This window comes from Halorutilus salinus (assembly GCF_026242195.1).
Classification (GTDB): domain Archaea; phylum Halobacteriota; class Halobacteria; order Halobacteriales; family Halorutilaceae; genus Halorutilus; species Halorutilus salinus.
Window position 1 is genome coordinate 150,991 of the sequence record NZ_RKLV01000005.1, and the last position, 21,042, is coordinate 172,032.

Annotated in this window: 22 protein-coding genes; 8 read left to right on the forward strand and 14 right to left on the reverse strand. The window is 60.3% G+C overall.

All coding sequences use genetic code 11. The features are described from left to right. Positions 1-6: 6 nt before the first annotated feature. On the reverse strand, positions 7-468 hold the full coding sequence (locus EGH25_RS06585) for a nucleoside deaminase (protein WP_266086907.1): 462 nt from the start codon (positions 466-468) through the stop codon (positions 7-9). Positions 469-572: 104 nt separating this feature from the next. On the opposite strand from EGH25_RS06585, the gene EGH25_RS06590 reads away from it, so the two are divergent. Both EGH25_RS06590 and EGH25_RS06595 read left to right on the forward strand, forming a co-directional pair. Then, positions 573-902, forward strand: coding sequence for a hypothetical protein (locus EGH25_RS06590; protein ID WP_266086909.1), 330 nt, complete (start codon positions 573-575; stop codon positions 900-902). 49 nt (positions 903-951) lie between these two features. Next, positions 952-1,578, forward strand: coding sequence for a hypothetical protein (locus EGH25_RS06595; protein WP_266086911.1), 627 nt, complete (start codon positions 952-954; stop codon positions 1,576-1,578). 1 nt (position 1,579) lies between these two features. Here EGH25_RS06595 and EGH25_RS06600 read toward each other — a convergent pair whose 3' ends face one another. The 5 genes from EGH25_RS06600 to EGH25_RS06620 form a co-directional block, all read right to left on the reverse strand. Beyond that, complete coding sequence (locus EGH25_RS06600; protein WP_266086914.1) at positions 1,580-1,768, reverse strand: hypothetical protein; 189 nt, start codon at positions 1,766-1,768, stop codon at positions 1,580-1,582. 61 nt (positions 1,769-1,829) lie between these two features. Beyond that, complete coding sequence (locus EGH25_RS06605; RefSeq protein WP_266086916.1) at positions 1,830-2,141, reverse strand: non-histone chromosomal MC1 family protein; 312 nt, start codon at positions 2,139-2,141, stop codon at positions 1,830-1,832. A 119-nt stretch (positions 2,142-2,260) separates the two neighbouring features. Then, complete coding sequence (gene asd / locus EGH25_RS06610; RefSeq protein WP_266086918.1) at positions 2,261-3,289, reverse strand: aspartate-semialdehyde dehydrogenase; 1,029 nt, start codon at positions 3,287-3,289, stop codon at positions 2,261-2,263. Between the two features lie 39 nt (positions 3,290-3,328). Next, complete coding sequence (locus EGH25_RS06615) at positions 3,329-3,652, reverse strand: hypothetical protein (protein WP_266086920.1); 324 nt, start codon at positions 3,650-3,652, stop codon at positions 3,329-3,331. An 11-nt stretch (positions 3,653-3,663) separates the two neighbouring features. Further along, on the reverse strand, positions 3,664-4,161 hold the full coding sequence (locus EGH25_RS06620) for a DUF555 domain-containing protein (protein WP_266086922.1): 498 nt from the start codon (positions 4,159-4,161) through the stop codon (positions 3,664-3,666). 85 nt (positions 4,162-4,246) lie between these two features. Here EGH25_RS06620 and EGH25_RS06625 point away from each other — a divergent pair, with 85 nt between their 5' ends. From EGH25_RS06625 to EGH25_RS06635, 3 genes are read left to right on the forward strand one after another with little or no spacing between them, the layout of a single operon-like run. Beyond that, positions 4,247-4,771 carry a transcription factor gene (locus EGH25_RS06625; RefSeq protein WP_266086923.1) on the forward strand — a complete coding sequence of 175 codons (525 nt, stop codon included), beginning with the start codon at positions 4,247-4,249 and terminating at the stop codon, positions 4,769-4,771. Beyond that, positions 4,768-5,442 (forward strand): DUF2110 family protein, encoded by a 675-nt coding sequence (locus EGH25_RS06630; protein ID WP_266086924.1) that lies wholly within the window; start codon positions 4,768-4,770, stop codon positions 5,440-5,442. Before EGH25_RS06625 ends, EGH25_RS06630 begins: the two co-directional genes overlap by 4 nt. Continuing rightward, entirely contained in the window at positions 5,427-6,107 is a 681-nt protein-coding gene (locus EGH25_RS06635) for a DUF5803 family protein (protein ID WP_266086926.1), read from the forward strand. Before EGH25_RS06630 ends, EGH25_RS06635 begins: the two co-directional genes overlap by 16 nt. Positions 6,108-6,109: 2 nt before the next feature. Here the strand turns inward: EGH25_RS06635 and EGH25_RS06640 are convergent, their stop codons facing one another. Continuing rightward, positions 6,110-6,565: a UPF0179 family protein gene (locus EGH25_RS06640; protein ID WP_266086928.1), complete on the reverse strand. Its 456-nt coding sequence runs from the start codon at positions 6,563-6,565 to the stop codon at positions 6,110-6,112. A 91-nt stretch (positions 6,566-6,656) separates the two neighbouring features. Between EGH25_RS06640 and EGH25_RS06645 the strand changes: the two genes are divergently transcribed. Next, positions 6,657-7,715, forward strand: coding sequence for an NAD(P)-dependent glycerol-1-phosphate dehydrogenase (locus EGH25_RS06645; RefSeq protein ID WP_266086930.1), 1,059 nt, complete (start codon positions 6,657-6,659; stop codon positions 7,713-7,715). A gap of 12 nt (positions 7,716-7,727) precedes the next feature. Here the strand turns inward: EGH25_RS06645 and EGH25_RS06650 are convergent, their stop codons facing one another. Genes EGH25_RS06650 through EGH25_RS06675 form a run of 6 tightly spaced genes read right to left on the reverse strand, consistent with a single transcriptional unit; the run spans position 7,728 to position 16,664 of the window. Continuing rightward, positions 7,728-12,920, reverse strand: coding sequence for an LAGLIDADG family homing endonuclease (locus EGH25_RS06650; RefSeq protein WP_266086932.1), 5,193 nt, complete (start codon positions 12,918-12,920; stop codon positions 7,728-7,730). A 35-nt stretch (positions 12,921-12,955) separates the two neighbouring features. Beyond that, positions 12,956-14,152 (reverse strand): SPFH domain-containing protein, encoded by a 1,197-nt coding sequence (locus tag EGH25_RS06655; protein WP_266086934.1) that lies wholly within the window; start codon positions 14,150-14,152, stop codon positions 12,956-12,958. A gap of 23 nt (positions 14,153-14,175) precedes the next feature. Beyond that, positions 14,176-14,694, reverse strand: coding sequence for an NfeD family protein (locus EGH25_RS06660; RefSeq protein WP_266086936.1), 519 nt, complete (start codon positions 14,692-14,694; stop codon positions 14,176-14,178). A gap of 42 nt (positions 14,695-14,736) precedes the next feature. Continuing rightward, on the reverse strand, positions 14,737-15,270 hold the full coding sequence (locus EGH25_RS06665) for a 50S ribosomal protein L16 (protein ID WP_266086938.1): 534 nt from the start codon (positions 15,268-15,270) through the stop codon (positions 14,737-14,739). A gap of 48 nt (positions 15,271-15,318) precedes the next feature. Beyond that, entirely contained in the window at positions 15,319-15,543 is a 225-nt protein-coding gene (locus EGH25_RS06670; protein WP_266086940.1) for a hypothetical protein, read from the reverse strand. A gap of 53 nt (positions 15,544-15,596) precedes the next feature. Continuing rightward, positions 15,597-16,664, reverse strand: coding sequence for an ABC transporter ATP-binding protein (locus tag EGH25_RS06675; RefSeq protein WP_266086942.1), 1,068 nt, complete (start codon positions 16,662-16,664; stop codon positions 15,597-15,599). A gap of 91 nt (positions 16,665-16,755) precedes the next feature. Between EGH25_RS06675 and samp2 the strand changes: the two genes are divergently transcribed. Together samp2 and EGH25_RS06685 are read left to right on the forward strand one after the other, a co-directional pair. Continuing rightward, the gene (gene samp2, locus EGH25_RS06680; RefSeq protein ID WP_266086944.1) at positions 16,756-16,974 is read left to right on the forward strand and encodes a ubiquitin-like small modifier protein SAMP2; all 219 of its coding nucleotides are present in this window, start codon (positions 16,756-16,758) and stop codon (positions 16,972-16,974) included. Then, entirely contained in the window at positions 16,967-18,499 is a 1,533-nt protein-coding gene (locus EGH25_RS06685) for a hypothetical protein (RefSeq protein WP_266086946.1), read from the forward strand. The genes samp2 and EGH25_RS06685 overlap by 8 nt, the downstream gene beginning before the upstream one ends. Before the next feature lie 545 nt (positions 18,500-19,044). Here the strand turns inward: EGH25_RS06685 and EGH25_RS06690 are convergent. Continuing rightward, positions 19,045-20,994: an aconitate hydratase gene (locus tag EGH25_RS06690; RefSeq protein ID WP_266086948.1), complete on the reverse strand. Its 1,950-nt coding sequence runs from the start codon at positions 20,992-20,994 to the stop codon at positions 19,045-19,047. Positions 20,995-21,042: the final 48 nt, after the last annotated feature.

Genomic DNA, 21,042 nt, shown 5'->3' on the forward strand with positions numbered 1-21,042 from the left:
AGATCCTCACCAGCCGTACTCCTGATGGAGCCGAAGACCCTCCTCGTTCAAAACCCCGCCGACGACCTCGCTGGTTCCTTCCAGAACCTCCGCGGATCGAACCGACGGCTCACCGCCTGTAAAGGACGTGAGTTCGTCAGCTCCGACGCTGTAGACAACGCGTCCGAAGCCGGCTGTCGCCATACCGCCCGCACACATCGGGCACGGCTCCGTGCTCGTATACATCACCATCTCAGCACGATCGTCGGCGTCGTACTCCAGGCACGCACGGTACGCGAGATGAAGCTCGGGATGGCGCCGTATGTCGTCCTCCGTAACCTCGCGGTTCGAACCCTTCATTACGACCTCATCATCACGTACAAGCACGGATCCGAACGGTTCGTCACCACGATCGACAGCCTCACGCGCGAGTTTGAACGTTTCGCGCATATGTGCCTCATCGCCGAACCCGTCGAAGCTGGGTGCCATATCCACGATACCGTCTGTGAAGGCATACCTGTTTGGAACGTCATCTCTTTCAGACAGGATGCGCCCGACGCACCCCTTATTACCCCAAGGGTCGTAGACCGGACATGGGAGTAGCAGATGTCGCAAAGAGGCAGGCTACTATACTCGGATTCGTCGCCGTAGTCATAGCCCTACTGTTCGTAGCTGTCGCACTCGTCCCTTTCAGCCTCCTCCCTTTCTACATCGGCGGCTGGCTACTCGCCCTCCTCAGCATAAGCATGAAGGAGACACGTATCGCCGAAGGGCGCGCGGGCGCTGTGCCGTTCGTGCTTAACGGCGTCGCGCTGTTCGCGTTCGTCGCCGTCTCGTTCAGAAGCCTCGACTTCGGTAACCTCTCGGCGACAACCGCGGGACTCGTCGGCGTCACAGCGGTTGTCTACAGCATGAGCCTCTGAACCGCATCGCAGAGGTTTTTACGGTGGGTGTGCTACGACGCCTGAACGGATGACAGAGAAGGCAGTAAAGAAAGAGTTCGATGGCTACGTGAAGTCCGTCTCTCTGAAGGCGCTCGACGAACTCGACCCGACACAGGTCGTCGATGTCAACCTCCCGCCCGACAGGATAAAGTCGCTTCTTAGGGACGAGATAAGACAGGAGATGGCGCGCGTCAAGACGGGTTTTCAGGAGCAGTCCGACTTCATCGTTGAGACGGCGGCGAACGGCGAGGTCACCGAAGACGCAAGGTCGAAGTTCCTCGAACTTGACCTGTACTACTCGAACTACTTCGGCGACGAGGAGCGGAAGGCGAAGTTCGGCGACGAACTCGGCGACTACTTCGAGAAGACGGTTACGGACGTAGCCCCTCTCGCTGAGTCGGACGAGGAAGACTTCTGGGACTCGGTTGAGGAGACGTACGACAAGGAAGAGGCTGTAGAGGTTCTACAGGGCTACTTCAGCCGGTCGGAGATACTCGAAAGGTACACCGACGAGATGGTTCTGACGATGGCTCTCGACACGGGTCTGCCGATAGAGGAGGTCGAGTACACGGAGGAGAGCGTCCGCGTCTTCGCCGAGGGCGAGGCTGAGATGCGCGACAGGGTCGAGGAGCAGGCGGATCTCGTCTACGACTGAGCTACAGATCTACGTTCGAAAGGCTCGACTCTATCTGTTCGAGTTCGTCGTCGTGGATTTCGACGCGTGACCTCATGCTTTCGAGTTCCTTCTGCAGTTCCCTCATACGGACGTACATCAGGTAGGTAAAGCCGAGCGCCACGACCAGAAGAAGCGCCAGCGCCGCGACCACCGCTGTGGTTAAAGCCATACGCCACACAGACACCGCTCACGTATAACTTCGTCGCAAAACGGGGGTGAGATTTACCAGCCTACTCTTCGAGATGCAGGATACCCTTCTTGGAGACGTTAGCCTCCGTGATCTCGTCGGGCATCCAGTCGGGCGAGTCCTCAGGAGCCTCGTCCTCCCACGACCACGCGTCGTACTTGTGCACCTTGTCGGTACCTTTCTCGCGCAGACGTACCTCTTCGGAGTTCTCCTTCGCTTCCTCCTCGCTCGACTCCGCGTTGAGGCGTCTCGCCGCCTTCAACGCCGCCTGTCTCGGTGTGTTACCCGAAAACACGCTCGTCTCTTCTCCGTTCTCTCTTAGCGCAAAGTTCCTCTTTCCGTCTTCTCTTACCATGGTTTCTTGCCTCCGTTGGTGGGTTTCTCAGCGTCCGTAATTAAGTTAACGGCGGTCGAGGGGAAAAGTTTATATGTAGGGTTTTCCGGTCGGGCTATTTTCGCGCCCAAGACGGGTGTTTACAGGTACCGTTCGGCGACGAGTTCGGCGTTGAGTACGCTCGCGCCCGCGGCTCCGCGAACCGTGTTATGCGACAGGCACGAGTACTTTAGGCGCGCGTCTCCGTCGTCACGTATGCGTCCGGCTACGACCGACATACCACCGCCGGTGTTCCTGTCGAGGCGGGGTTGCGGTCGATCGTTCTCCTCGCGTACCACGATCGTCTGGTCGGGCGCTGTCGGTAGGTCGAGCGTCGTAAAGCCGCGCATCGCCTCCTTCGCGTCGTCCTCGCCTACATCTTCGTCGAACCTACACCAGAGGTTTTCGAGATGTCCGTCGACCGTTGGGACGCGGTTGCACGAGGCGGAGATCGAGACGTCGGCTTCGTCGACGCGCGCGCCGTCGAACTCGCCGAGTATCTTACGCGGTTCGTTCTCCATCTTCCACTCCTCGCTACCGATGTACGGCACGACGTTGTCGAGTATCTCCATGCTCGTGACACCCATGTAGCCCGCGCCGCTGACGGCTTGGAGCGTGGCGACGGTGACCTCGTTCAGACCGAGGGGATGGAGGGCGGCGAGCGTCGGCGTCATCGTGATCGCGGAGCAGTTGGGGTTCTTGATGATACCGCCGTCCCAGCCGCGTTCGTCACGCTGTACCTCAAGCAGACCGAGGTGGTCAGGGTTGATTTCGGGGACGACGAGAGGCATATCGTCTTCGAGACGCGCCCATCCCGCGTTCGAGGCGACGATGTAGCCGTCGCGCGCGAACTCAGGCTCCACCTCCTTTGCGGCGCTCGACGGGAGTGCGCTAAAGACGATCTCAACCTCGTCGCTCACCTCGTCGGCGCTCGTCTCACGTACGGTGACTTCGCGGACGGCGTCGGGCATCTCGTTCGGGAGCGCCCAAGCCGCGGCGTCGGCGTACGTCTTACCCGCGCTCGTCTCGCTCGCCGTGAGCGCGTCTATCTCGAACCAAGGATGGTCTTCGAGTAGCTGTACGAACCTCTGTCCTACGTTTCCTGTCGCGCCGAGTACGCCTACCTTCATACTCTCAGGTCGGCGGCGGCGGGTAAAAACAGTTTTCTTTCAGAAGACGCGGGCGAGCGACAGAACCCTGTGTACGAAGATGGTTCCGAGTGCGACGAGGAGGGCGGGTACGACCGCGGGTTCGATGCCTCCGCCGTTCATGAGCGCGACGAAGACGCCGAGCGAGACGGTGAAACCCGTGGCTACGAAAAGACGCCCTTTCTCGGCTCTCGCGGCGTCGCGCCAGTCGCGTGCGTCGGAACGGTCACATACCTTCTGACCGCGTCTCGCCACGAGAAACCAGTAGAAACGGTAGACGAAGCCCGCGACGGGGACGTAGTCCACGAGGTTCGCGCGCCCCCAGTCGCGGTTTTCGACCTCCATCCGGGGATAAGCTACAGTATGTCGTCCAGCTCCGGCAGATCCTCGTCGTCTTCGAGATCCTCGACCTCCGCGCCTATCTCTTCGAGTTCATCATCCTCAAGATCGCCGAGATCCTCGTCGAACTCGTCGCCGTACTCGTCCTCGAAGCTCTCGCCCTCCGAACCTTCCATCTCCTCCTCGATCTCCTCGACATCTATGACCGAAAGCGGTATGTCGGAGAGGCGCTGTCCTATCTCCTTACGCGCGACACGTGACGCGTGTTCCTTGCTCTCTATGTTGAAGACCTTCATCTCAAGTTCGAGAGCGACGAGACCCTCGTCGGCGGCGATAAACGCCGGCTCTAGCTCCTCACCGTTCGGAGACGTACGAGTCCCCGTGTTTATCTCCACGTAGTTCAGGTCGGGGTTGAGCATCTCCCCTATCTTGCTTATGCCGATCCTGATAGCCTCGTCCTCTGTCTCAACGTCGTAGACCGGTACCGCGGCTTCGACTACTACTCTACAGTTCATCTCACGAAGAAGGTCGTTCTGTCGGTGTAAAAAGTTTGCGTTCAGGTCGAAGATTTTATGCGGTTCATCCCCGTAAGCCGACGTGATGAGTGATTTTGACGAGCTTCTGAGCGACGATGTCGTACAGGCGTACCTCGCCGAGGTCGTCGGTGCGGAGGGGATGCCGGTTGCGATGAACCCTGTCGAGGACGAGATCGTGGACGAGGATCTTGCGGAGAAGCTCGACCTCGACCCTAAGGTCGTGCGGCGCACACTGTTCATACTGTACGAGAACGACCTCGCCTCGTACCGCCGTGACCGCGACGAGGAGAGCGGATGGTACACCTACCTCTGGAGCTTCGAGTACGGTAACATACCCGACAAGCTCAACGACGAGATGCGTAAGCTCCGTGACGCGCTGGAGGAGCGCCTCGAATACGAAAGAAGCCACGAGTTCTACATATGCGAGGTCGACGGTATACGTTTCGAGTTCGAGGAGGCTATGGATCTCTCGTTCAACTGTCCCGAATGCGGGGCGGATCTCGAACCGATGGACAACGAAGACCTCGTCGGCGGTATGGACGAACGCCACGCCGAACTCGTCGAGGAGCTTGGAAAGGTAGAGGGATGAGACGCGTTCTTAACGCCAAGATATACGTCGCGGGTGACGCACGCGAACGCGCTCTCGACTCCGCACGCGGGGTTATAGGGAACCGTGTCGCCGAACTCGAGTTCGAACACGAGGTACAGCTACGTGACGACGACCGTATAGAGGTAAGCGGAGTGGGCGAGGACGCCGAGGCGGCGTTCGCGCTCCTCGTCGAAGAGTTCGGCGAGTACACGACGGATCCGGAGGACGGCGAGACGTACCTCGGAACGCTCGAATCGTGGGACAACGACGGATTCACCGTCGATATCGGCGTCGACGTACGCGTTCCGCGCGAGCAACTCGAAGACCTCGGACGTGGCTCGCCCGCGGATATACGCGAACGTTACGGTCTCGTGCAACATACGCCTCTCGAAGTCGTCGCGGGCGAACCCGCGCGTCTTTCGGACGTTCAGGTCGACGAACTCTGGTCGTGGCAGAAGGGCGAGACGGGACGCCTCAACGTAAACTCGTGTACGCGCGCGGAGGTACGTGCGACCGTAAACCGCGCTGGACACGCGAACGACATCGTGACGGTCGAACGTCTCGGTCTTCTCGAACAGAGCGTCGTATGTGCGCCCGGTACCGACCCGCCCGGTCTGCTCGCAAGCGTCGGTAAGTATCTGGAGGGCGAGATGAAATGCGTCGTGGTGTAGCCGTCGCTCTCGCCCTCGTCGCCGTCGCTCTCCTCACGGGCTGTCTGTCGCCTCTACCCGAGGAAGGTGAGGTCGACTACACCGACAGATGGAACACGTCGGCGGAGACGACGTACTACATAGACGACGACACCTTCACCGCCGTCGTCGATGTCGGCGGTCTAAACGGCTCCGAGTTCGAGATATGGGAACGCGACCCGTTCGGCGGCGATAGCTCCGTACAGGTCGCGGGCGTCCGTTTCAGGGACGACGGAAACGTCACCAACGTCTCTAACGTCGACACGTCGGGTGACCGTACGGTCATCGAACTTCCCGCAGAGGGAGGGCGTCTCGCATACACGGCGACCAAGAGCGGTACGTCGTTCACGCATCCCTCACCCGTCTCAGGGAGCGTCGAGGCGCACCTCCCCCCCGGCACCGACGCACGCGACTTCTTCCTCGGACGTATATCTCCCGGCGGTTACAACGTGACCTCGGAGGAACCTCTCGTCGTACGCTGGGGGGGTCTCGAACGCGGCAGGTACGTCACCGTTGAGTACTACCAACGCGGGTACCCGTACGTCCTGATCGGGGTTCTCGTCCTCCTACTCGTCTCAGCGGTCGTCGTCTTCCTCTACTACAGGAGACGTCTGTCGGAGATGGAGGAGAAGCAGGTCGATCCTTAGCGTCACCCCTTTTCGAGTTCGACGAGGTTCAACGACCTGTCGTAGTGGCAGTCCGCCGGGTTGTCGCCGACGACCTCGTTGATAGTGTACGACTCACCGAAGTCGAAGCCGTCGGGAACGCAGAACTTGTACGCCGGGCAGTCGGTGCGGTCGCAGGCGTCCTCCTCGATCGTGACATCGGAGCCTTCGAAAGCCTTCTTCGACGGTACCTGACCCAGAACCGGTGATTCGGCAACATCGACTGCGCGTACGCCACCGTCGTGCACGGCGCAGTCGAGTTCCTGACCGCCGTCACGTACGTTCATTACACGGTAACGCACACCCTCGTCGAGGTTGAGGCAGTTGTCGCTGTGCGGGCAGTCTTCGCACGCCTCAGTGCCTCCACGGAAGACAAACTCCTGACCCACCTCGGCGAGTGATGTCCCGATGAGCGTGATGGATGTGGATGAGTCTGACATTCTGTTTCTGGCTAAGGGACGGACGGGGATATGCCTTTCGTGGCGCGAGGAGGCGGTAGTCTTAAAACCGAAACCCCCGTTTGTCAACGAGATGACAGACCGGTTCGGTAAGTCGAAATGGATCAACCTGCCGCGGAACGTCGTCGTAGGGCACGACGTTCTCGAAGAGGTACCTGACGTCTTGGAGACGCGGCTTGGCTTTGAGCGCGCGCTCGTCGTCACGTCGCCGACCACACGTAACGTCGCGGGTGACGAGGTTACGGCGCACGTTGAGGACGCCGGACTCGTCGTAGAGACCGTCGTGGTCGAGAAGGCGGGGTTCGAAGCAGTCGAAAGAACGACCTCGGTCGCGCGGGAGTTCGAAGCAGACGTTCTTCTCGGTGTCGGCGGCGGCGTTCCTATCGATACGGCAAAGGTCTCCGCCGACGAGGTCGGCGCGCCTTACGTCAGCGTACCCACCGCGGCGTCACACGACGGTATCACCTCGTCGCGCGCCTCGATCCCGGATGGGAACAGACGCCACTCCGTCGAGGCGAGCGCGCCCCTCGGCGTCGTCGCCGACACAGCGGTACTCGCCGACGCCCCCTTCCGTCTCACGGCGAGCGGATGCGCCGACATCATCTCCAACTACACCGCCGTCCTCGACTGGCGTCTTGCTCGCCGTCTACAGAACGCCTACTACAGCAGGTACGGTGGTGCGTTGAGCGAGATGACAGCCGAGATTCTGGTCGAAAACGCCGACTCGATACGTCCGGGGTTCGAGGAAAGCACGTGGGTAGTCGTCAAGGCGCTCGTCTCGTCGGGCGTCGCCATGTCGATCGCGGGTTCGTCACGTCCCGCGAGCGGGGGTGAGCACAAGTTCTCGCACGCACTCGACCGTATAGACGGCGACCGCGCCTTACACGGAGAGCAGTGCGGTGTGGGTTCCGTCGTCACCATGTACCTCCACGGCGGCGACTGGCGCTCTATACGCGACGCACTCGAAACCATCGGCGCTCCGACGACCGCGGACGAACTCGGCTTTTCGCGCGACGAGGTCGTCGACGCACTCGTCCGCACCGAGGAGATACGTCCTGAGCGTTACACCGTCCTGACGGGAATAACGCGCGACGCCGCCGAGAACGCCGTCGAGGAGACGGGCGTGGTCTAACCTAACTGACCATCAGACGAGACGGAAGTGATCCTTCTCAGGCTCTATAAGCTCGCCGCGTCTCCGTAACGAGTCGATCTCGTCACGCGTCTTCTCCGGACTCATGTCGTGCTCCTCCGCGAAGGCTACTATCTCGTCCATCGGGGCTTTGTCGCCGTCGTTCTTATCGCAGACGGTGCTGATTATCTCCTTGATACCCTTGATACGGTCGCGCTGTGTCTGCGACGTACCCGACTCGATAACGTCGATATCGAACTCACCCGTCTCGGGGTCGCGCCCGACCTGATCGAGCGACGCCGTCGTAACGTCGATAGCGCGTTCGGCGTCCTCCATCTCGACCTTGTCGCTTATACGGACGCGCGCGCTCGACTCGGCGAGACGTACGAGGGCTTCGAGCTTACGCGCTGTCACGGGCACGGCGTCGCCGTCGCTTCCCTGAGCGCGGAGGTCGACGTAGAACTCCTTTATGCGCTCGCGCGCCTCGTCGGTCATCCTCGGGTTACATTCGCGCCGTGCGTACGCCACGTACTTACGTAACGTCTCAGGCTCTATCTCGGGATCTATGCTCTCCTGCTCCTCCTCGGCGTCCTCACCCGAAGCCGCGACCTCGCCCGCGTAGTTGCTCTGTAGTATATGGCTCGCTATGTCGGCGTCCTCCTCCTCATCGATGCTGTCCGTCACGGTGAAGATCAGGTCGAAACGCGAGATAAGCGCGGGTTCGAGATCTATCTGCTCCGCTATGCCCTCGTACTGGTCGAACCTGCCGTACTTCGGATTCGCGGCACCGAGGAGCGAGCACCGTGACTTGAGCGTCGCGTTTATGCCCGCCTTGGCGATAGAGACCTGCTGTTGCTCCAACGCCTCGTGGAGGGCGCTACGGTCATTCTGATCCATCTTGTCGACCTCATCGACGCACGCTATACCCTTGTCGGCGAGGACGAGAGCGCCGGCTTCGAGCGTCCATTTTCCGTCGCCGAAGTCGTCCTGCACAGCCGCGGCGGTGTTGTGGGTCACGACGCCGTTCGCCACGAAGTTATGTGTCTCCGGAACCGTTAGGTCGAACACCTCCTTACGTCCCGACGGTTCGGAACGTACGACGCGGCTCCACCGTATCGGCGCTTCAACGGCTTCCGCAACCGAAGGTTCGGTGTCGCCGAGTTCGATGTCCTTCGGTATCTTCTCTGCGCGTCCGCGTCCGGGGTTGCTCCCACGTGAGACGTACCTATGGTGCGCGCTTGAAGACGGTTCTGTCGACGCGAGCAGTCCGCCGACAGGAACTGTCTCGCCCTTTCTCGCGGAACCGGCTATCCCTTCCAACGCCTCTGACTTCTCCGCGACCGCGAACCCCACGCGCTCGGCGAACTCGTCGATGTCGCGTCCGTACATCTCGATATGGTGCTGGATGCTCGTCGTCTCCACCGTCCGTCCGTCCTCTGTCTCGTACTCTCCCCGTCTGTCCCGTTCGCGTCTCTTGGCGTGTACCCCATAGGTTTCCAGCATCGCCTGTACCTGCCGGGCGAGTTCTTCGCTTACCGTACAGAGATGGATACAAGAACCGCCGTCGTCGCGCGCCGAGACGGAGCCGTCGGCGTCGTATAGACCGCGTAGGAAACCGTTGGCATGCTCGGCGATAGTGAGACGGTCGTCGAGGGCAAGTTCGTTCTTGGGCGTCCGCATACCGACGCCGTGGAACAGCTTGGCGACGGTGTACGAACCGAGACGGACGCACGGAACCCTCCCTTCCTGACGTTCTATCTCGACCTCCTTACCGAACTTCTCCTCGGTTATCCGGACAGCTTCGCGTAGAACAGACTCATCGCCGTTGGAGATACGGATGTCGCCCCGGTTCTCGCCTCTGCGCGAAACCGAGATGTTGCCGTCCCCGAAGACGAGACCGATGAGGTACATCAGATCTTCATCAAATTCGTCAGGGATTTGGAACTCATGCCCGTGCCGCAGTGTGACCGACTCGGTTTCGAGTTCAGTTAGGGATACGTCGACGGCGTCAAGCACGCGCCGTAGCTTCGGATACGGTACATGCCTGTTCCTGAGGGTACCGTAGACAAACGCCTCGGTCAGGTCAAGCGCCTCGGCGGCGTCGCGTAACGTTCCGTACTCGTCCTTGAGCGCCGCAACGAGACGGTCGACGGATCCGTCGCCGAGCTTGAGGCGCTCGTTCTCGAAGTCGACGAACCCCACGGGCGACGGTGCCGTACGTTCCACCGAGATGTACTTGGGGGAACCGACGTGGTCGCCCTCCTCCACGTCGGCTATCTCCTTCCATTCGAGACCGTCGGTTCCGCAGGTCAGAACCGGCGTGTTCGTCGACGCTTCGACCGTCTTACCGCGCTCCGTCTCTATCTCGTGACAGTCGCGTTCGGGCATACGCCAGACCTTCGACGCGTCTTTGAGCGTAGTCCGACGGTTCCGATGGTCGTACGTGTAGGCTTCCAAGTCAGCGTCTGTCGCCGTCTCCGTTTCGACGGCTTCGGGTATCTTCGGCTCCACAATATCGCGTATCCTTCTGAACCCATCGCGCGTGTGTACGAGTGTGTCGCCCGCGACACAGAGACCCGCGGATGTCGCGCCCTTGCCGCTCGTGTAGATGCCACGCGGCGCTATCTTCTGGGCGTACTGAAGAAGCTGGGAGTTATGAGAGAATATCCCCTCGCTCACGTAGCTGTGAGTGCCTTCGACTTCAAGATCGTAGACGTGGTCGTAGTCGGGTTCGACGGTTTCGATCGACTCGATTTTCTCCCAACGTACGTCTTCGTCGACAAGCCTCCGGAGACCGCGTACGTCCTCCGCGACGGACATCCCCTCGTCGAGATTACCGAGCACGTTCTCCTTTGCGTCTCCGACAACACCGCCGTCAGGCAGTACGTCATTTCGTTCGTAGTAGCTAACCGCTGTCTGTGTGACATCGGTAGAAGAGGCGAGTGCCCGTTGCGACATACCGAGTTCTTCGCGCGCTTCTTGTAGCTCTTTCCAGCCGCCTTCCTCAACCTTCTCACGCGTCGCACGTAGTTCGTCCAGTCTGTCCTCGAAGGCATCCACCACTCTGCGTAGGGAGTCTCTGCTTGGGTTACGGTCGCCCCTCTCGTAATGTTGGTACGTTGCTCTGGGTAAGCCACATTCGGACTGGGTGAGAACGAGCGAGCTTCTTACACGTCTGAGTTCGTCGCCTACACCGGGTACTATGTCCGTGTTCGTGTTTTCTGTGATCCCCTCGAAACCCTCCGCACGTTCTGACTTACGTTCCGTAACAAAGCCTATATCTTCAGTATATCTGACGAAGTCCTTACCGCTCACCCTGAGCCTGTAGCTACCGTTGTCCCTGCTGTTGAGGCTCGAATCAACCCTGAATGAGAGCAGGAGCGAGCGCACGTCTTCAAGAAGCTCTCGGCTCATAGATGCGACGCCTATCTCGCGCTCTTTGCGCGACACGGTAGCCTCGCCCTCGAAGTAAGCCCGCAGAAAGCCCTTTCTTATCCCTGAACCGGCTCTCTGTATAGCCTCCGGAACCGACTGTTCCGCGGACTGCCGTAGTATGTCAGGCTCAAGCTCACTCAGGAACGTGACGAACTCGCTTGAACAGCATACCACCTCACGCGCACCCTTTCTATCGTGCGGCTCTCTTTCGAAGTAGTTCAGACCGAGACCGTCGAACGCCGACCTAACGTCTTCAATTACCTCACGGTCGTTGTTCGTCAGCGAGACGTAACCCGTGTTGTTGTCTCTGAGTTCGACGTAGCCTTCACCTACCACGTAGCCTACGAGACGCGCGAGGTGTGGCGTCCACTCGTCGGGAAGTTCGAGCCTGACAGCGTTGTTAGCCTCGGAGTTACGGTAGCCTACATCAATCCGGTCGCTACCGTCAACGGGTACCATCTCCGGGGTCGCTACGAACTCTCCTTCGTGTAACCGCTCGGCTTCTTTAGCCTCAAAACCCGTACCCGAACGGACGAAGAGAGGATGCGACGGAGTTACTTCGAGTTCCCGTCCTCTCGACGTACGGATACGGTACATACGGTCAGGTGCGTCGCGTTTCCAGACCTTGCCAGCCCTTGCTGTTCCCACCGAACCGTCGTCGTTGAGTGACGGAACTTCGAAGTCGGCCTCGTCGTAAACACCGTCGTCTACGGGCTTCGGTTCGTCAAGGTTCCGTTCGACGAGGCGGCGTATGGGTACGCGTCTTCCATCGGCGAGCGTGACCCGTGTGTCCCCGGAGACACATTTACCCGTACCCGGATCCCCGACGAGGAGTATATGCATGTCGCCGCGTATACGCGTCCCGTCGGGGAGGTTCTTCGTAACCCCCGCGAAAAGCTGGAGTATCATGGCGAGCTTCTCCTTCTCGTAGCCGTATATAGAGGGCGCGAAAGACTCGCGTATGTTCTCGTACAGGTTCGGCGAGTTGGCTATCTCGCGTATAGCCTCAACGTCCTCCTCCGTAATCTCGAAGTCCTCGAAGTCCTGATCCTCTATCTCTACATTGTTGCCCTCTATGAAAACCTCGAACGTCGTGGAGCCATCGTCGGGTGTCGCGCGTAGTACACCCGTCGCTGTCACGCGGTCGCCCGGCGATACCTCACCCGTTACATCGCCCTCGATGTTGACATCTATCTTCTGGGGCGTCTGACCGCCGCGTAGACCTTCGGGCGACTCCTGAACCCTGAGCTTCTGTGCGTCGACGAAGTCGCTCTGGTCTTCGAGAAGTCGGAAGGGTCCTTGGCGTTCACAGCCTCTGCACTCGTGCGGATCCGAGAACTCCTGCCCCGTCTGTTCTACGGTCGTGAGCGTCCCGCAACGTTGGCACTCGAAGGCGGCTTCGAGAACCTTGGGACGTACCTCGGTCGCCTTACGTACGATACCTTCGACGGCGATTATCTTGTTTACGTCGTCCGAACGTATCGAACGTATGCCCGTCTTGGGGTAGAAGCCTGAGAAACGGACGCGCGCGGATTCGAGCGAGACGTCGGCGGCGATATCGAAGTCACCGAGGGCGTTCTCGGCGGCGCGTACGGTCTCGTCGGGATGTAGCACGAGGTCGTCGGCGAGGTCAGGGTCGTACGTCTCAACGTCGGCGTAGTCGACGGAGAGCGACGTCTTCTCGCCCTGCGCGATCTTTCCTATATCGTTCTTGTAGTAACGCCGGTAGAACTCCTCCCACCTTTCCTTTGCTTCGACGTTTTCCGTAGCCATCGGGTACGCGGGCTACGGACGACGGCTGTAAAAACTTAGCTATCGTCCTCGTTGGTATCCGCTTCGAAGCCGCCCTTCGTCTCTTCGGGGTTGAAGTTCTCCTTCGTCTCCTCCGGATTGAAGTCGTCGTCCATCTCCTCCACGACCTCGTCGGGGTCGCGTATGTCGGTCGGATCCGCGCCCTCCTTGACCGCCTGCGCGCGCTCCTCCATCTTCTCGACATCCATCTCCGCCTCCTCGTCTATCTGCCCGATAATCTCCTCTATGTCGTCGAGACCGATTAGCTCGCGCGTCTCGTCGTCGAAGTCGAGCGAGTCGAGCGTCATCTCGCCGTCGTCGATCGACGCGTCTCCGCCGGTCAGATGCTTCCCGTACCGTGAGACGAGCGAGGTTAGCTCCTGCGGCAGTACGAAGGTGTTCGACTCGCCCTCGCCCACCTTTTCGAGCGTCTCCATGCCTTTCTCGATGACGGCGCGTTCGCCCATCGACTCCGCCGACTTCGCACGCAGGACGGTCGAGATTGCGTCACCCTGCGCTTCGAGAATCTGGCTCTGCTTCTCACCCTGCGCGCGTATGATGTTCGCCTGCTTGTCACCCTCCGCTTGTTCGACCGCGGAGCGGCGTTCTCCCTGCGCTTCAAGGATCATCGCACGGCGCCGGCGCTCGGCGCTCGTCTGCTGTTCCATCGCGTCCTGAACGTCGGCGCTCGGCTTTACCTCACGTACCTCGACCGACTCGACACGTATACCCCACGCGTCGGTCGCCTCGTCGAGTTCCTGACGTATCTGTGCGTTTATCTGCTGTCTCTTGTTGAGCGTGTCGTCTAGCTCCATGTCGCCTATAACCGAACGGAGCGTCGTCTGAGCGAGGTTGGAGACGGCGTTACGGTAGTTGTCGACCTCAAGAAACGCCTTCTTGGCGTCCATCACCTTCATGTAGACGACGGCGTCGCACGTAACGGGCGAGTTGTCGCGCGTAATCGCCTCCTGACGCGGTACGTCGACCGTCTGCGTACGCATGTCGAACGTGTACGTGTTGTTGACGAACGGCGGCACGAAGTTTATACCGGGGTTGAGGAGACGCCGGTACTCGCCGAAGACCGTGAGTGCGCGTTTCTCATACGCCTGTACGATCTCGACCGACTGCCACAGCCCTATCAGTACCAGAGCAAGACCGATTAGAACGACGCTGTTCGGTACCAGCGGCACCACCTGTAAGCTGTATGCTAACATGTACCGACGTTAGGACGCACGCGTTATCTATCTGCCGGTGACTTCTCGTCGCCGCCTTCGTCGTCCGAAACGGATTCGACCTGCACGACGTTTCCTCCGCCGGGGTCGACGACACGGACGCGTTCGCCCTCGGGTATCTCGTCCCCCGTCGCCGAACGTGCCATGAAGAAAGGGTCGAAGCCGCCTGAGTCGAGCTTTACCTCGCCCTCCTGCGACGTTACCGTCTGTTCGACGACACCCGTTTCGCCACGGAGCGACTCCGCGCCGCTCGTCTGTTCGCCGCGGTCGCCGTAGAAGTCGAACCTCTTGAACCCCGCGAACGCGATCGTTCCGTAGACGCCCGTGAGCACGGTAAGCGGCAGGAGTCCGTCGAAGCCGAACACCTGTCCGGTTACGCCCGCTACCATGACGCCGACACCGAGAACCATCAGGGTTCCTCCGGGTACGAGAGCCTCGCCCATCAGGAGGAACAGACCGACGAACGCGAAGATGAGCGATAGCTCGGTTCCGGACAGGAACGTCTCGAAGAGTCCTTCGACCATTAACGGAGGTTGTCGGGCGACGGTAAAAAACCTGCTACGTCCTCAGTCCACAAGACCCGCGTCGTCCTTGACCACCACGTCGGCGGGGCACGGTAGCTTGGTGTAGGCGCGTCGGAGGGAGTCCTTCGCTGTCTCGAACTCCTCGATCCCCTCGGAGACGCGCGTAGTGAATATCTTCTGTCCGTTGTCGACGCGTGCCGCGGTTCCGACGGGCTTACCGAACGACTGACGCATACCGTCGGAGACACGATCCGCACCCGCACCCGTCGCCTGCTTGTTCTCACGTATGACGTGGTGGGGATGGACACGTAGCTTCATCTTGTAGTTCTCCTCACCGACCTGCTTTATCATGTTGCTGTTGGCGGCGACACGTGCGGATTCGAGAGCCGAGTGGCGTATCTGGCACGCCTCGTCAGCCTTTAGTGTCACGACGACGGGGTACTCCTCGGCGTCCGCACCGAGATCGCCCATGTCGAACTGCGTTATCTTCGAGCCCGGTACACCGCTGATGTACTCGCGCCGGGTGTACGCCTTCTCGTCGATGTCCCGGTACATGCTACCCGGTTTTCTTCCCATTGTTGTCGGTGCTTGACCGTTCGCGGACATAAGCCTGACGTTACGGAGTTACCCGTCGGCGCGTCCGTCGAGGCTCTCGACCCACGTTTCGTGTCTGTACTCGTAGACGAGGAGACCGAGCGTGAGACGTAGAAGAACGGGTACGACCACCGCCATGAAGACGGCGAAGCCGAGATGTGACCCGAAGCCGCGTGCGAAAAGCGACAGTGACAGGACGACCGCGAAGGCGTTAAGAGCCTTCTCCGTCCTGCCGTCTGATTCGTCACGTAACAAGATAGCTTGTATACGCGGTGCGCAAATTTAAGCGTTTGCCCGTAAAGAAAGCTTTACTTCTCGGACGGGTACCATGCGAGAGGATGATCGAGTTCGAGACGTACACGCACCTCGTCGCCGACCTCGAAGCTTTCGGTGTGGTTGTGCATACAGTGAACCGTATCCCCCCCTTCGAGTTCGACCCTGTAGGTGAACGAAGGACCGTCGTACGTGCGGTGTATAATACGTCCGTCACCGTCACCGTCGGGTGCGAGCGCCTTCGCGTCGTCGGGGCGCACGAGTATATCGACCTCCGCGCCCTCGTACTCCGACGTAAGACCCTCGATGTTCGCCGTTCCAACCGTGCCGAGAGGCGTCTCCACGCCCTCGTCGGTCACAGTCCCCGGTACGAAGCTTGCGTGTCCGAGGAAGTCGGCGACGAAACGCGATTCGGGCGTCTGGAATACCTTTTCGGGGTCGCCGACCTGTTCGAGGCGTCCGTCGTTCATAACACCGACGCGGTCGCTTATTGAGAGAGCCTCCTCCTGATCGTGCGTTACGGAGACGGTCGTCACGCCAGCCTCCTTTGTTATACGCCGTACCTCCTCGCGCATACGTACACGGAGACCGACATCGAGGTTCGAGAACGGTTCGTCGAGGAGGAGAACGTCGGGTTCGGGTGCGAGCGAACGCGCGAGCGCGACGCGTTGGCGCTGTCCGCCCGAAAGCTGGTCGGGCTTCTTCGCTCTGTGTTCTTCGAGACCGACGAGTTCGAGCATCCCGTCCACACGGTCGTCGTCGCCGTCTTCGAGACCGAATGCGACGTTCTCCTCGACCGACATATGCGGGAAAAGCGCGAACTCCTGAAAGACGAGACCGACGTCGCGGTTCTCGGGCTTGACCGTCCGTCCACCGCCTGCGACCGAGGTACCCGCTATACGTACCTCACCCTCATCCGGCGTTTCGAGACCCGCGACGAGACGGAGCGTCGTCGTCTTCCCGCATCCGCTCGGACCGAGTAGCGTGAGAAACTCACCGTCGCGTACGCGTACCGAAAGCTCTTCGACGGCGGACTCTTCACCGTACCTCTTCGTAACGCCGTCGAGTTCGAGAACGTTCTGACGCGCCGCGGTCTTACTCATCGTTAAATATACTTTAGGTAGCCCTAATGTACCTTGCCATCTCGGTTCCTCGTCCGGTGGTCTTACACGCGACGGTCGCGTAGCACCCCTCATGAAGGTACACGCGAACGTCATGAACGGTGGAACTCATGAGGTCGAACTCGCCGAGGACGCGACCTACGCGCGTCTGCTCGACGAGATAGGTGAGAACCCCCAAGCCGCCGTCGTCGTCGTTGACGGACGTCCGGTTCCGGAGGACGCCACCATCGATACCGACGAGGTCGATGTCATGAGAACCGTTTCGGGCGGATCCGGGGCGGTCGATGCGTAGGCGCTTTCTTGCGGTTCTCTTCGTCGTCTGTCTGACCGCAACCGTCGCTGTCGACGCCGTTTGGGCTACCGAGAACCGTATACGTATCGACGGCGGAACCGTCGAGGCGGAGGTAAGCCTCGAACTCACCTCCGACGAACCGATCAACTACTGGAGGGCTGAGGTTGGACTCCCCGACGGTGCGCGCGTCGAATCCGTCACCGACGGTCTCGGTGAGATAGACGGTTACGAGACCGGCGGAGGGACGTTGGGGTTCACGACGAACACGGGCGTCGCGCGCCGGACGGAGACGGTCACCGTCGAGTACGTCGTCGAAAACGCGACGGTACGGAGGTACGCCGACGGACGGCTACGTACCGTAGACGTCGGCTTCGTGGGCTTCGGTAACGGGAACGCCCAAGAAACGACCGCGAGGGTCACCGCCGAAGAAACCGTTCTGTCCACCTCCTACGCCGACGGCTTCGATGTCGACGTGACCGGCGACGGTGCGGTCTACGACGGCGAGGGGGCGTCCACTGTACGTGTCGCAGTCGGTGGGTATGGCGGCTACGAAAACTACGCAGTCTACGGCGACGCAGACCTGTCGGAAGCGGATCGTCTGTACGGCATGCTACCCGGCGTCTTCGGCTTCGAATCCACGGCGTACAGACACCCCGTCGTCGTCCTGAACGGCACGAGGTACGACGATGTCGCCGAGGGATGGAGCGACGCACAGCACCGTACGGGAGGCGTTACGCTGTTACGTGGCTCAGCGCCCGACCACACGTCGTCGGTTCTCCACGAAACCGCACACGCTTACAACGCGGAGGCGCTCGCGTGGACGGACGCAACCGTGGGATGGTTCGAGGAAGGGACTGCGAGGTACGTCGAGTTTCTCGCCGACAGACGCCGCGGTGAGACGCGCCGCGCACTCTTCGCGGGCGACCGTATCCGCAACGGAAGCCGCGTCGCACCGGTCAGCTCCGTCGACGCACTCCTTGACTACTACGAAGACGGCGGATTCATGCGCGTCTGGAACCCCGTTCACGACTCGGAGAACAGACGTTTCGGATACGGCTTCTCCGAACTCGTGGTACGGTCATACGTCGAGGAGAACGGCGCGACGGCGCTACGAAGGACGTACGACCATCTCCTAAGCACCGAGGGTGACGCGGCGACAGCCGAAACAGCGTCGGGCGTCATACTCGATGCTATGGGTGACGACCCGGATATACTGCGTCCGTGCGAAGCACCGTCGCGTAACGCGACCATCGACTGTCTCCGTGGTGTAAACCGTATGAGCGCCACGGTGCCGGGGTACGAGGGCGCGACGCGTGAAACGTACGCCTTCGGTACGTCGAACCTCGTAGAAGACGGCGACGGAACCGCCGAAACGGGATCCGGAACAGCGAACCGAACGCCGGGGGACGGCGACAGCCGCGAAGGGGAAGCCGACGGTGGCGTACTCTCCGCAGTACGCCAACTCCTCGCGGGTATAGCCGACTTCTTACGCGGTCTGTTCGCCTCCGTAACCGTTTCTTCTTAGATATACGGGTTAGATGACGGTCGAAGTTTACCATTCTTTTTCATGCTCGATAACTCAGAAAGTATATACCGTTCCGGTGTGGATACTCAAACAGAATGAAAGAAAACGACTCAAACAGCCAAGACAAGGAGAAGTATCTTGAGATGTACGTCGACGACGAAGGCGGTCTCAGAGAAGACGAGGAGGATACAGGGTTGGAGATAGAGATCTCCTAAGCCGTCGTTCGGAGTCCCACCGATCCGGTACCGTCCTCGTGGTTCTGGTACCGCCTTGACGGATAACGTGTTGTCTTAGCCCGTTCCCACGTCCCCTTCTTCGTATCCGTTTTGTATCCGTTCCTGTGTTTTCTGTCTTCGTATCCGTTCCCGCGCCTTCCGTCCTTGTATCCGCCCCCATATCTTCCGTCCTCGTATCTTCCGTCTCCGTACCCCCTGACCTCGCAATTTCAGCCTCAGTAATAGGTACGACCGTTAGCCGTTGGGACACCGCCCGCGTCAACGCCGAGGGCGGTTTACCCTCACCTACCCTTCTACCTCACTACCGCTCTAAGCGTTCTGCTTCGTGTGGTTGAGCTTGCCGCCCGCGACGACGTACTCGCGCTCGCGCGCCGAGGCGTCGAGTTCGACGGGGATTTCGTCGCCCGTCGTCTCGTTTACCAGAGTTAGCTGTGTCGTCTCCTGCTCCGTGTCGACAGCCTCCATGACGTTTCCGAGATGGAGGTCGTCGCCCTCGTCTATCTTCTCGTAGTCTTCGTCGTTGACGAAGGTGAGCGGGAGGAGACCGAAGTTGAGGAGGTTCGCCTTGTGGATACGTGCGAACGACTTTGCGACGACGCCCTCGATACCGAGGTACATCGGACAGAGGGCGGCGTGCTCGCGTGACGAACCCTGACCGTAGTTCTCGCCTCCGACGATGAATCCGCCGCCCTTCTCCTCTGCGCGGTCGGCGAAGTTCTCGTCCACGCGCGAAAGCGTGAACTCGCTCAGCTTGTCGATGTTCGACCTGTACTTGAGTATGTCGCTCGTCGCGGGTATGATATGGTCGGTGGTTATGTCGTCACCGACCTTGAGAATCGTCTCGCCTTCAACAACGTCTTCAAGTTCGTCGCCGAGAGGGACGCTACCGACGTTGGGACCCTTGTCGAGTTCAACGTCGTCGGGCGCGTCGGCGGGGTCAAGGAGGTCGGGATCCTGACCGCCGAACCCGTCGGGGAGGACGATACCGGGCGCGGGGACGTCGCGTTTGTCGGCGTAGTCGCGCGGGTCGACGATCTCGCCTTCGACGGACGCCGCGGCGGCAACTTCGGGTGAGCAGAGGTAGACGTCGTCGTCCTCGATACCGCTCCTGCCCTCGAAGTTACGGTTGAACGTACGGAGCGAAACGGAGTCAGAGCCGGGAACGTGCCCGATTCCGATACATGCGCCGCACGTCGACTCCGACCAGTTGACGCCTGAGTCCATCATGTCCGCGACCTCGCCCTCGCGCGCTAACTGCTCCGCCGCCTGCTTCGAAGCCGGTGCGACGATAGAGTGCACGTCCTCGTGAACGTCGTTGTTGTCGAGAGCGCCCGCGAACGCCTTTATGTCCTCGTACGCGCCGTTGGTGCACGAACCCACGATGACCTGTTCGACATCCTCGCCCTCGACCTCCGTGACAGGCACGACGTTGTCGGGCATGCTCGGGCACGCGACGAGAGGGACGAGTTCGTCGAGGTTGACAACGACCTCGTCGTCGTACTCGGCGTCGTCGTCTGCTTCGAGAGGCGCGAAGTCCTCCTCACGTCCGAGACGCCGGAGGTAGTCCTTGGTCTCGTCATCGCTGGGGAAGACCGAGGAGGTAGCGCCGAGTTCCGTACCCATATTGGCGATCGTACACCGCTCAGGGACGGTCAGCGAATCGATGCCCGAACCCGTGTACTCGAAGACCTTGCCGACGCCGCCCTTTACCGTCAGATCCTGAAGTAGCTTCAGTATGACGTCCTTGGCGGTAGCCCACTCGGGGAGTTCGCCTTCGAGACGGACGTTGACGACCTCAGGCATGTCGATGTAGTACGGCGAACCGCCCATGACGGTTGCTATGTCGAGACCGCCCGCGCCTATCGAGAGCATACCCAGACCGCCCTGTGTCTGCGTGTGCGAGTCCGCGCCGAGGAGCGTCTTACCCGGCTGTGCGAAGTTCTCCTTGTGAACCTGATGGCAGATACCGTTCCCCGGACGCGAGTACTGCGCGCCGTACTTCTGCGCCGCGCTCTTGAGGAAACGGTGGTCGTCGGTGTTCTTGAAGTCGAACTGGTACGTCTGGTGGTCACAGTACTGCCCGGCGAGCTCCGTCTTCTGCTCGTCGATACCCAGCGCCTCGAACTGGAGCCAGACCATCGTGCCCGTCGTGTCCTGCGAAAGCACCTGATCTATATCCAGCCCTATCTCGTTGCCTTTCTCCATCTCGCCCTCGCGGAGATGGTTCGACACTATCTTTTCGGTTATGTTTTTTCCCATGGGTGCGTATGCGGGACAGAGAGTCATAAAGCTTTACAGTCACGTTTA